The sequence below is a fragment of the Pandoraea pnomenusa genome, from assembly GCF_040391475.1.
In the GTDB taxonomy this organism is placed as follows: Bacteria; Pseudomonadota; Gammaproteobacteria; order Burkholderiales; family Burkholderiaceae; genus Pandoraea; species Pandoraea pnomenusa_C.
In genome coordinates, this window is record NZ_JBEBXS010000029.1 from 48,659 (window position 1) to 60,639 (window position 11,981).

The 11,981-nt window shown below is 65.0% G+C and carries 8 protein-coding genes; 6 read left to right on the plus strand and 2 right to left on the minus strand.

Going from position 1 to position 11,981, the window contains the following annotated elements:
* Window positions 1-12 precede the first annotated feature (12 nt).
* On the minus strand, window positions 13-1,215 hold the full coding sequence (gene dapC, locus ABWO90_RS22150; RefSeq protein WP_353193378.1) for a succinyldiaminopimelate transaminase: 1,203 nt from the start codon (window positions 1,213-1,215) through the stop codon (window positions 13-15).
* Window positions 1,216-1,581: 366 nt separating this feature from the next.
* Between dapC and ABWO90_RS22155 the strand changes: the two genes are divergently transcribed.
* The 5 genes from ABWO90_RS22155 (at window position 1,582) to def (ending at window position 10,625) form a co-directional block, all read left to right on the plus strand.
* Entirely contained in the window at window positions 1,582-2,568 is a 987-nt protein-coding gene (locus tag ABWO90_RS22155; RefSeq protein ID WP_353193379.1) for a DMT family transporter, read from the plus strand.
* 129 nt (window positions 2,569-2,697) lie between these two features.
* A complete protein-coding gene (gene smc / locus ABWO90_RS22160; protein WP_353193380.1) occupies window positions 2,698-6,213 on the plus strand; it encodes a chromosome segregation protein SMC in 3,516 nt (1,171 codons plus the stop codon).
* 39 nt (window positions 6,214-6,252) lie between these two features.
* Window positions 6,253-7,788: a cell division protein ZipA C-terminal FtsZ-binding domain-containing protein gene (locus ABWO90_RS22165; protein WP_353193381.1), complete on the plus strand. Its 1,536-nt coding sequence runs from the start codon at window positions 6,253-6,255 to the stop codon at window positions 7,786-7,788.
* Window positions 7,789-7,972: 184 nt separating this feature from the next.
* Window positions 7,973-10,075, plus strand: coding sequence for an NAD-dependent DNA ligase LigA (ligA, locus tag ABWO90_RS22170; RefSeq protein ID WP_353193382.1), 2,103 nt, complete (start codon window positions 7,973-7,975; stop codon window positions 10,073-10,075).
* A gap of 16 nt (window positions 10,076-10,091) precedes the next feature.
* The gene (gene def, locus ABWO90_RS22175) at window positions 10,092-10,625 is read left to right on the plus strand and encodes a peptide deformylase (RefSeq protein ID WP_353193383.1); all 534 of its coding nucleotides are present in this window, start codon (window positions 10,092-10,094) and stop codon (window positions 10,623-10,625) included.
* 132 nt (window positions 10,626-10,757) lie between these two features.
* Here def and ABWO90_RS22180 read toward each other — a convergent pair whose 3' ends face one another.
* Entirely contained in the window at window positions 10,758-11,537 is a 780-nt protein-coding gene (locus ABWO90_RS22180) for a pseudouridine synthase (RefSeq protein ID WP_353193390.1), read from the minus strand.
* Here ABWO90_RS22180 and ABWO90_RS22185 point away from each other — a divergent pair.
* Window positions 11,526-11,981: hypothetical protein (locus ABWO90_RS22185; RefSeq protein WP_353193391.1), on the plus strand; the 456-nt coding region annotated here is incomplete at its 3' end. The genes ABWO90_RS22180 and ABWO90_RS22185 overlap by 12 nt on opposite strands.

Consider the following 11,981-nt stretch of genomic DNA (forward strand, 5'->3'; position numbering starts at 1 on the left):
TTGCAGTTGAAATTAAAGGGATTGGCAGAACTGCACGATGCGCTGGGCGCCTTCGGTGCATTCGTTCTCATCGGCCACGAGGGCGATGCGGACGTAGTTCTCCGCAGGATTGGCACCGTGCGCCTCACGGCCCAGATACGAGCCGGGCAGTACGGCCACATTGTATTGCGCCAGCAGTTGGCGCGTGAATTCCGTGTCGGACAGTCCGGTTTTCCCGTCGACCTTGGCCCACAGGTAGAAGCCGGCATCCGGCAGACGCACGTCGAGCACTTCCGCCAGCATCGGCGTGACCATCTGGAACTTGCGCAGGTACTTGCCGCGATTCAGGCGCACGTGGGCCTCGTCGTTCCATGCGGCCACGCTGGCGGCCTGTACCGCCGGGCTCATGGCGCAGCCGTGGTACGTGCGGTACAGCAGGAATTGCTTGAGGATCTTCGCGTCGCCGGCCACGAAGCCCGAGCGCATGCCCGGCACGTTCGAGCGTTTCGACAGACTCGAGAAGACCACCAGGCGCTCGAAGGTGCGGCCCAGTTGATGGGCAGCCGCCAGACCGCCGAGCGGTGCGCTGTCTTCGTCGAAGTAGATTTCGGAGTAGCACTCGTCCGAGGCGATCACGAAACCGTACTGGTCCGACAGTTCGAACAGGCGCTTCCAGTCGGCCAGGCCGAGCACCGCGCCCGTCGGGTTGCCCGGCGAGCAAAGGTAGACGAGCTGGACATCACGCCAGACTTCCGCCGGCACGGCGTCGTAATCCGGCGCGAAATTGCGTGCCGGGTCGCTGTTGGCATAGTAGGGCGTGGCGCCGGCGAGCAGCGTGGCGCCTTCGTAGATCTGGTAGAACGGGTTCGGGCACAGTACCCGGGCGCCGGGCTTGCTGCCGTCGACGACCGCCTGTGCGAACGAGAAGAGCGCTTCGCGCGAGCCGGTGACCGGCAGCACTTCGGTCGCGGGATTCACGCTGGGCAGCGCATAGCGGCGCTGCAGCCACTGGGCGATCGCCACACGCAGCGGCTCGCCGCCGGCAGTGGCCGGATAGTTCGATAGACCACCCAGCCCTTCGATCAGGGCTTCCTTGATGAATTGCGGCGTGGGGTGCTTGGGCTCCCCGATGCCGAAGCTGATGGCCTTGTAGGCGGCCGCGGGCGTGACATCCGCCACGAGCGACTTCAGGCGTTCAAAGGGGTAGGGCTGGAGCTTGTCGAGTAATGGGTTCACGAGAATTCAAACAGACTCAAGGCTTAGGGTTCGCGATGCCACTCACGGCAACGTTCTAGACAATTCCGGGCCGCGCACGGCGACGCCGCCGGCGGGGCGAGATTTGCAAGGGTCCGGCGCACGGTAGGCGCGCCAGCGCAGTTGCCGGGGCCGGGCCGGCGAATGGCGCGCCATCTATGGCGTTGCGCTTATTCGGCCTATCACGTCAAGGGGTTCCCGGACGCGCCCAAGAATGGCAAGATCGGCAAAGCGAAAATTATACCGTTACGGCGCACACAAAGCGCGACCGCCGCGTAATTCAGCATATTCCGAGGCGCCAATGGGGCAAGTCTGCGGAGTATCTCAGGTTTTTCAGGAGAGAGCAGTATGACCGTAGCCGGCAACGGCGCGCACGGCCCGGAATCGACTTCCGGCGTTTCGTTGCGCACCCGGGCGGCGCCCGCCTTGGCCATTCTCATCGGTTCGTCGGTGTGGGGCCTGGCCTGGTTTCCTTATCGCGTGCTTGCCCAGTGGGGCGTAGCGGCGGTTCCCGCACAAATCTGTACCGCGACCGTAGCCCTGCTGTTGCTTACGCTCGTCTACCGCCGCTCGCTCGGCACGCTGCGCTGGTCGTGGCTGCTCGTCGGCGTGGCGTTCGCCGGGGGTACGACCAACGTCGCGTTCGTCTGGGGCACCACGCACGGCCATGTGATGCGGGTCTTGCTGCTTTTCTATCTGACCCCGGTGTGGACGGCGCTGTTCGCGCATTGGCTGCTCGGCGAACGGGTTGGCCTGCGGGGCGTGGGATTGATCGCACTGGCGCTTGGCGGCGCCGGGCTGATGCTTTGGTCGCCCGAGCTGGGCTGGCCCGTGCCGAACAACCCCGGCGAGTGGGCCGGGGCTATTGCGGGGGCGGCGTTCGCGCTCAACAACGTGCTTCTTCGTCGGGTGAGCCAGGCATTGCCCGACGTGCGGGCCGAAATGCGCAGTTGGACGCTGTATCTCGGCTGCGTGGTGGGCGGGTTGCTGGTCATGCCGTTCGACGGCGGGGTAGCGGGCGGCCAGGCGGCGGTCTCGGCGCTGACGTCGAGCGCAGCCGTGGCGGCCGTGGCGCTGGCGCTCGGTTGCACGATTGCCGTGACCAACGTCATCGTCCAGTTCGGTCTGGCGCGGGTGCCGGCGAACCAGGCGGCGCTCATCATGCTTTTCGAGATCGTAGTGGCGGCGATTTCGTCCTGGTGGCTCGCCAGCGAGGGTATGGGCGTGCGGGAAATTGCCGGCGGGCTGTGTATCGTGGCGGCGGGCGTCCTGTCCGGAATTTTGCCCGATTCAGGGCGTTGTAAATCCGCGACGGCAGGGGATGCGATGGTATGATGCGTACCGTCGTGAAATCGGTGTGGTCCGTGAGAAATTGCGGACGGCTGCAGCCCGCGCGCCAGCGTGCGCGAGGCTCGACAGGACGAGTCTTTCCTTTCATTCAATGACCGAAAAAGCGAACCTGCCGTGCGTCTGACCTCTATCAAACTCGCTGGCTTCAAGTCTTTCGTCGACCCGACGAACTTCGCGGTGCCCGGCCAGTTGGTCGGGATCGTCGGCCCGAACGGGTGCGGCAAATCCAACATTATCGACGCCGTGCGCTGGGTGCTCGGCGAGTCGCGCGCCTCGGAGCTGCGCGGCGAATCGATGCAGGACGTGATTTTCAACGGGTCGACCGCCCGCAAGCAGGCGAGCCGCGCCAGTGTCGAACTCGTGTTCGACAACAGCGCCGGGCGCGCCGCCGGGCAGTGGAGCCAGTACGCCGAAATCGCCGTCAAGCGCGTGCTCACGCGCGATGGCACCTCCAGCTACTACATCAACAATCTTCCGGCGCGTCGCCGCGACATTCAGGACATCTTCCTCGGTACCGGCCTCGGGCCGCGCGCCTACGCCATCATCGGGCAGGGGATGATCTCGCGCATCATCGAAGCCAAGCCGGAAGAGCTGCGCGTGTTCCTCGAAGAGGCTGCGGGCGTGTCCAAGTACAAGGAACGCCGCCGCGAGACGGAAAACCGTCTGCAGGACACGCGCGAGAACCTCACTCGCGTGGAAGACATCCTGCGCGAACTCGGCACGAACCTCGAAAAACTCGAATCGCAGGCGGTCGTCGCCAATCGCTTCAAGGACTTGCAGCGCGACGGCGAAGAGAAGCAGCAGTTGCTCTGGCTGCTTCGCAAGAACGAAGCGCAAAACGAACAGGAACGCCAGCAGCGGGCCATCGAATCGGCGCAGGTCGATCTCGAGGCGCAGACGGCGCGTTTGCGCGGTTCGGAATCCGATCTCGAAACGCTGCGCGCCGCGCATTACACGGCCACTGACGCCGTGCAGGCCGCGCAGAGCGCGATGTACGAAGCGAACTCGGAAGTCAGCCGTCTCGAAGCCGAGATCCGCTACGTAGTCGAGTCGCGCAATCGCGTGCAGGCCCAACTGGCGGCGCTGACCTCGCAGCGCGAGCAATGGCAGGCACGCTCCGCGCAGTCGGAAGAAGAACTCGCGATCGCCGAAGAAGAACTCATCATCGCCGAAGAGCGGGCTGCGACCGCGCAGGATCAGGCTGCCGACCAGAACGAGGCACTGCCTGCCCTGGAATCCGGCTGGCGCGACGCCCAGAACCTGCTCAACGAGCAGCGTAGCGAGATCGCGCAGGTTGAGCAGAGTCTGAAACTGGAAGCGGCGCATCAGCGCAATGCCGATCAGGCTTTGCAGCAGTTGCAGCAGCGTCAGGAGCGTTTGCAGGGTGAGGCGCGCGGGCTCGACAAGCCCGACGAGGCCGAACTGGAGATGCAGCGCGCCGACCTCGCCGAACACCAGGCAATGCTCGAAGACGCACAGGCCGAGCTGGCCGAAGCGCAGGAACGGTTGCCGCGTCTGGAGGCCGAGCGTGCCGAGGCGCAGGCCCGCGTGCAGTCCGAAGCCGCGACCATCGCCCAGCTCGAAGCGCGTTTGAGCGCACTCAAGCAGTTGCAGGAAAGCGTGCAGACCGAAGGCAAGGTGCAGCCTTGGCTCGACAAGCACGAGCTTGGACAACTGCCGCGCCTGTGGAAGAAACTGCATATCGAGCCGGGCTGGGAAAACGCGCTCGAATCGGTGCTGCGCGAACGTCTTGCGGCACTGGAAATCAGCAATCTCGATTGGGTCAAGGCCTTCGCGAGCGATGCGCCGCCGGCCAAGCTCGCCTTCTATTCACCGCCCCCGGCCGCCCGTCCGCTCGACGCACCGGCGTCGCTGCGTCCGCTGCTCTCGTTGCTGCGTATCGACGATCCCGGCCTTCGCGCCGTGCTGCAGGAGTGGCTGGGTCACGTCTTCGTGGCCGACGATCTCGCGCAGGCGATGACCGTGCGGGCGGAGTTGCCCGAAGGTTCGTCGATCGTCGTCAAGGCAGGCCATCAGGTCACGCGTGTGGGCGTGCAGCTCTACGCGGCCGACTCGGAGCAAGCGGGTCTGCTGGCCCGTCAGCAGGAAATCGAGAATCTGGGCAAGCAACTGCGCGCGCAGGCATTGCTGTCGGACGAAGCCAAGTCGGCTGCCGTGCGTTCGGAGGCGGCCTACAGCCAGGCAGCGCAGACGCTGACCGAGGTCCGTGGCCGCACCGAGCGCGCCACGCAGCGCGTGCACGCGTTGCAGATGGACGTGCTCAAGCTCACACAAGCCTACGAACGCTACAACGCGCGCAGTACGCAGATCGATGAAGAGCTGCGCGAAATCGCGGCGCAGATCGAAGAGCAGTTGGCGATGCGCGCCGAATCGGAAGCGAACTTCGAGCAAAGCGATTCGCGTCTGGCCGAGTTGCAGGCGACGTTCGAAGACGGTCAGCTCGAATTCGAGTCGCTCGACAGCCAGTTGTCCGACGCGCGCAATCGTGCGCGCGAACTCGAGCGCCTCGCGCAGGAAGCGTCCTACGGCCAGAAGGGCATTTCCAGCAAGATCAACGAGCATCGCCGCAACATCCAGACGGCGCTGGAACAGGCCGAGCGTCTGGTCGTCTCGATCGAGCAGGCGCAGGCCGAACTCGCGCAGATTACGGAGCAAACCGCCGAAAACGGTCTGCAGGACGCGCTCGAGCTGCGCGCCGAGAAGGAGGAGATTCTCGGGGCGGCGCGCATGGAACTCGAAGCGCTCACGCAAAAGCTGCGTCAGAGCGACGAGGAACGTCTCGCGGCAGAGCGCGGGCTGCAGCCGCTGCGCGACCGCATTACCGAATTGCAGTTGAAGGAACAGGCCGCGCGCCTGAACCGTGAGCAGTTCGCCGAACAGCTCACGACCGCCGAAGTCGACGAGGAGGCGCTGTCCGCCAAACTCACGGGCGACATGAAGCCGTCGTATCTGCAAGGCGAAGTCACGCGTATCAATAACGCGATCAACGCGCTTGGTCCGGTGAACATGGCGGCGCTCGAAGAGCTCGAGACGGCGCGCGAGCGCAAGGTGTTCCTCGACGCGCAGTCGGCCGACCTGAACGACGCCATCGAAACGCTCGAAGGCGCCATTCGCAAGATCGACGAAGAAACGCGCGTGCTGCTCCAGGGCACGTTCGACGAGGTGAACAAACATTTCGGCGAGCTGTTCCCGATGCTGTTCGGCGGCGGTCAGGCGAAGCTCATCATGACCGGCGACGAAATTCTCGACGCCGGCGTGCAGGTCATGGCACAACCGCCGGGCAAGAAGAACTCCACGATTCACCTGCTGTCAGGTGGAGAGAAGGCGCTCACCGCGATTGCGCTGGTGTTCGGCATGTTCCAGCTCAATCCGGCGCCGTTCTGCTTGCTTGACGAGGTGGACGCGCCGCTCGACGACGCCAACACCGAGCGCTACGCCAAGATGGTGGCGCGCATGTCGGACCGTACCCAATTCGTATTTATTTCGCATAACAAAATCGCGATGGAAATGGCCAATCAGCTCATCGGCGTCACCATGCAGGAACAAGGGGTGTCGCGGATCGTGGCAGTGGACATGGAGTCTGCGATCAATCTGGCCGAGATCGCCTGACCCCGCGCCCACGATGGAGAAGAGAGAGGAACGCCGCGCATGAATGAACTGCAGCTGAGCCTGATTGCCGCAGGGGTAGTGGTACTGCTGGGAGTGGTGGCTTATAACGCCTGGCAAGGCAGCAAGGCAAAGGCGCGTATCCCGCGTCGCATGCCGGTCGACGGCGCTGGAATCGACGCGACCGCCGGGACACCCGACGATGACGACGAACGCCCGTTTATCGAACCGACGTTGTCGCCGCCGCGCGTACCGGCACAGTCCGGCGAGCGCCGTGAACCGACGCTGGGGCCGGCAACGGCGGCCGGCACGTCGGTGCAGGACGCCTTCGCCATCAATGAAGACGCCTGGGACGCACCGCCTGCAGCACGCAAGCGCGCGGCGCAGGAGGCGGCCGCGCAAGCAGCTGCCGAGGCGTCTGCAGATGTCTCCGGGGCGTCGGACACGGCAACTGCCGAACCGGCGCACGTGTCGGCCCGTGACGACGACGCCGCGCGCGATGCGGAGCAAGCCGCTGCCGCGAGCATGGTCGCGCGTGTCGACGCCGAACTTGCCGCCGACGACACGGTCGATGCGGCTGCGGCCGGCGCTGTAGCTACGGCTGCCGGGGCTGCCGACGCGGAACCTGTCCCCAGGGCGGCAGATGGCGTTGCGGCCGAACCGGCGCCTGCCGCTCCGGCTGTGCCGGCTGCACCGGCCGCGCCGGTCGCGCCTGCTGCCCCCGTGGCGGCAGCACGCCCGGCAACGCCGAGCGGCCCGCCGGCGGTCATCGACGAGCGCATCGACTGCATCGTCGAGTTGCCGCTCGCGAACGTCGTTGCGGCCGAGCGTCTGATGCCGCTCACGGTGCGCATGCGTCGCGCGGGCAGCAAGCCGGTCAACATCGAAGGCCGGGCCGATGAGCATTCGCCGTGGGAGTTGATTCGCACCGGCGGCCGGTATCACCAGCTGCGCGTGGCCGTGCAACTGGCCAACCGCGCGGGTGCACTGAACGAAGTCGAGTTCTCCGAGTTTTCGAACCTCGTCCAGACACTCGCCGACGCTGTCGATGCCTTGCCTGAACTGCCGGACATGATGGAGACCGTTTCGCGCGGCCGTGACCTGGACAGCTTCGCGGCGCAATGCGACGCGCAACTGTCCGTGAACGTGCTGTCGGACGGCGCCCCTTGGTCCGCCAATTACGTGCAGGCCGTGGCGACGCAGGACGGTTTGCTGCTCTCGCGCGACGGCATGCGCTTCGTCAAGCTCGATGCGCGCCAGAACCCGGTGTTCATGCTGCAGTTCGGCGACACCAATTTCTTGCGCGATGACCTGACGTACAAGGGCGGTGACCTGATCACGATGCTGCTCGACGTGCCGGTGGCCGACGAGGATCTGCTGCCGTTCCGCCTGATGTGCGATTACGCGCGTTCGATCGGGCAGCGCATTGGCGGGCGTGTGGTCGACGACCAGCGTCGTCCGTTGTCGGATGTTGCACTGCAAAACGTCGACAAGCAACTGCTCAAGCTCTACGAACGCCTTGAGGCGCGCGGACTGCCGGCGGGTTCGCCCGTCACGCGTCGTCTGTTCAGCCAGTAATTTCGAGTCTTTCCAAGGCGGCGAACGGCGTGTGAAGCGCTGTCCGGTGCCAGCGGTTCGATGCACGCCGTTCACCGTCGGGTGAGCGGCGTTTTTGTTCCGATTGATTACCGCTATCGACGGCGCGCAGGTGTGCATGTCGAAGGCATAATGTTCTGATCTCTCGTACCCCGAGTCTCCACGCATGTCCCAAACTTCCGTTCCGGGTCCGGGCGCGAACGCCCATACGGCCGCCGATGCGACGGCTGCTGCGCAGCGCGCCGACGAACTGCGTATCGAATTGGCGCGCCACAATCGCGCCTACTACGAAGACGATGCGCCGCTGATCCCCGATGCCGAGTACGACCGCCTCTTCGGCGAACTCGTCACGCTCGAAACCAATTTCCCGGAATTGCAGCGTCCCGATTCACCGACGCAGCGCGTTGGCGGCAAGCCGGTGGAGGGCTTCGCATCGGTCGTGCACCGGGTGCCGATGCTCTCGCTGAACAACGGTTTTGCCGACGAGGACGTCGAAGCGTTCGATCGCCGTGTGTCCGATGGCCTGCGCGACGCGAACATCGCCGGTGCGGCATCCGGTGACTTGTTCGGCGCGCCGGTCGAGTACGCAGCCGAATTGAAATTCGACGGTCTGGCCATTGCGCTGCGTTACGAGCACGGCGTGCTGGTGCAGGCGGCCACGCGTGGCGACGGCACGACAGGCGAGGACGTTACCGCCAACATTCGCACCGTCAAGAAGATTCCGCTGAAGCTGAACGCGGATCACCCGCCCGAAGTGCTCGAAGTGCGCGGTGAAGTGCTGATGTTCCGTGCCGATTTCGACAAGCTCAACCAGACACAGGAAGCGGCGGGCGAAAAGGTCTTCGTCAATCCGCGCAATGCTGCAGCGGGTAGCCTGCGCCAGCTCGATTCGAAGATCACGGCGAAGCGTCCGTTGTCATTCTTTGCTTACGGCGTGGGGGAGTTGGTTGGTGCGCCCATGCCGGAAACCCACTCGGCATTGCTCGATTGGTACGTCACGCTGGGTATTCCGGTCAATGACCGCCGCGAAGTGGTGCAGGGAGCGCAGGGACTGCTTGCGTTCTATCGGGCGGTGGGCGAAGCGCGGCCGTCGCTGCCCTATGACATCGATGGCGTGGTCTACAAGGTCAATCGCCGCGACGAGCAGGACCGTCTCGGCTTCGTGTCGCGTGCCCCGCGCTTCGCATTGGCGCACAAATTCCCCGCGCAGGAAGCGCTGACCACACTGCTCGACATTGAAGTGCAGGTGGGGCGCACGGGGGCGATCACGCCGGTGGCGCGTCTGGCGCCCGTATTCGTTGGCGGGGCGACTGTCACGAATGCGACGCTCCACAACGAAGACGAAATCCGCCGCAAGGACGTGATGATTGGCGATACGGTGATCGTGCGCCGCGCGGGCGACGTGATTCCGGAGGTCGTGGGGTCGGTGCTCGAACGGCGTCCTGCCGACGCGCGGGCGTTTGTCATGCCGACGGAATGTCCCGTGTGCGGTTCGGCGATCGAGAAGCTGCCGGACGAGTCCATCGCGCGCTGCACTGGCGGGCTGATCTGTTCGGCGCAGCGCAAGCAGGCGTTGCTGCATTTCGCGCAGCGTCGTGCGCTCGACATCGAGGGGCTTGGCGACAAACTCGTGGAGCAACTCGTCGACCAGCAGATCATTCGGACGCCCGCCGATCTGTTCAAGCTCGGCGTGGCGAAGCTGGCCGCGCTGGACCGGATGGCCGACAAGTCGGCAAGCAATCTGGTCGCGGCGCTCGAGGTGGCGCGTCACACCACGCTCGCACGCTTTATTTTCGCGTTGGGCATCCGCCACGTGGGCGAGGCGACAGCCAAGGATCTTGCGCGCCATTTCGGTACGCTGGACAACGTGATGGCGGCCTCCGCCGAGGAACTGCTGGCGGTGCCGGACGTCGGACCCATTGTGGCCCAGTCCATCGCCAATTTCTTTGCCGAGCCGCATAATGTGGAAGTGATCGAGCAGTTGCGGGCGGCGGGTGTGACGTGGCCGGAATCGGCGCCGGCGGCGGTGGTACCGCTGCCGTTGGCGGGCAAGACGTTTGTGCTCACGGGCACCTTGCCGACGCTCTCGCGAGACGAGGCAAAGGCCATGCTCGAAGAAAAGGGGGCGAAGGTTGCCGGCTCGGTCTCCGCGAAAACCGACTATGTCGTGGCGGGGGCGGAAGCGGGTAGCAAGCTGGCAAAGGCCGAGTCACTGGGTGTGCCGGTGCTCGACGAAGACGCAATGCGCGCGATGTTGGCTGCGCTTTGATGTGAGGACACAATCGATGATTCGCGACATTCTGAAGATGGGCGATCCGCGCTTGCTGCGTATCGCCAAAGCCGTGGAACACTTCGATACGCCCGAGTTGCATGAGCTCGTTGCCGACATGTTCGACACGATGAAGCATGCGAATGGCGCCGGGCTTGCGGCGCCGCAGGTTGGCGTCGACCTGCAGGTGGTGATCTTCGGCTTCGAGCACAACGAGCGATATCCCGATGCGCCGGAAGTGCCCGAAACGGTGCTCATCAACCCGGTCATCACGCCGCTCACGCAGGACATGGAAGAGGGCTGGGAAGGCTGCCTCTCGGTGCCCGGCATGCGCGGCATGGTCAACCGCTATTCGATGCTGCGTTACGAAGGCTTCGATCAATACGGGCGCGTCATCGACCGTATCGCCGAGGGCTTTCACGCACGAGTGGTGCAGCACGAATGCGATCATTTGATCGGCAAGCTTTACCCGATGCGCATCACGGACTTCAGCAAGTTCGGCTTCACCGAAATTCTGTTCCCGGGGCTGGATCCCAAGAGCGACGATTGATGCGCGACGCATGAGGCATGGCTTCGCGCGCAGTCGTGGCACGGCAGTCGTGGTGATCTCGGCGTCGACATCGGCATAAAAAAAGCCCGCCTTTACGGCGGGCTTTTTCATTGGCGGTGCGGTGCGTGCGGGTCAGAACTCTTCGCCGGGGCGCAGATAACGCCATTCACCCACGGGCAGGTTGCCCAGCGTGATGCGTCCCATGCGCACGCGCTTGAGCCCCGTCACATGCAGGCCGACGAGCTCGCACATCCGGCGGATCTGACGCTTCTTGCCTTCCTTGAGCACGAAACGCAATTGCTCCGGATTCTGCCAGTCGACCTGGGCAGGCTTGAGCGGCTGTTCATCGAGTTCGAGGCCGTGGCGCAGCAGCGCGAGACGGTCGGCCGGGAAGTGCGCCTGCACGTTCTGCGCATGCTCGTTGTACGACACGCGCACGAGGTACTCCTTCTCGATGTCCGAGTCCTCGCCGATCAGTTGCTTGGCGATGCGACCGTCTTGCGTCAGGACAAGCAGGCCGGTCGAATCGATGTCGAGGCGTCCGGCGGGGGCGAGGCTGCGCAGATGCGACGGCGAGAAGCGCACGCCGGCATCGTCTTCGGCCCAGTGGTGCTCACGCGTGATCAGCACGGCGGCCGGTTCGTATCCGTCTTCGGCCTGTCCGGAGACATAGCCCACGGGCTTGTGCATCAGGATCGTCACGCGATTGGCCTGCTCCTTGCGGGCCGCCTGCACGACGGTGATTTCCTGGGTCGGCAGGATCTTCGTGCCGAGTTCGGTGACGACCTTACCGTCGACGCGGACCCATCCCTTGGCGATCCACTCATCGGCCTCGCGGCGCGAGCACAGGCCAAGTTCCGACATGCGCTTGGACAGGCGCAGCGAGCCGGCGGCGTCGTGATGGACCTTGATGTCATCGTCGTCGTCGCGCTCGACGCGCGGCGCACGTGCGGGACGCGCCGGGCGAGTGTCGCGGTCGTCATAGCCGCGCTTGGCTGGGCGAGCGAAGTCACCGCGGGCGCCACCTTCGCCTGCACGACGCGGGCGGTCTTCGTCGAAGCGACGCGGTGCACGGTCATCGAAACCGCGCTTGGCCGAACGATCAAAGTCGCCACGCGCGCCACCTTCCCCCGTACGACGCGGATGGTCTTCATCGAAGCGACGCGGTGCACGGTCATCGAAACCGCGCTTGGCCGGACGAGCAAAGTCGCCACGCGCGCCACCTTCGCCAGCACGACGCGGGCGATCTTCGTCGAAGCGACGCGGTGCACGGTCATCGAAACCGCGCTTGGCCGGACGGGCAAAGTCGCCACGCGCGCCACCTTCCCCCGTACGACGCGGGCGATCTTCGTCGAA

Bases quoted from the DNA above. Each gene is read 5' to 3' on its own strand.
- ligA (WP_353193382.1), top strand. From the start codon at position 7,973: ATGTCCCAAACTTCCGTTCCGGGTCCGGGCGCGAACGCCCATACGGCC.
- ABWO90_RS22165 (WP_353193381.1), top strand. From the start codon at position 6,253: ATGAATGAACTGCAGCTGAGCCTGATTGCCGCAGGGGTAGTGGTACTG.
- def (WP_353193383.1), top strand. From the start codon at position 10,092: ATGATTCGCGACATTCTGAAGATGGGCGATCCGCGCTTGCTGCGTATC.
- ABWO90_RS22155 (WP_353193379.1), top strand. From the start codon at position 1,582: ATGACCGTAGCCGGCAACGGCGCGCACGGCCCGGAATCGACTTCCGGC.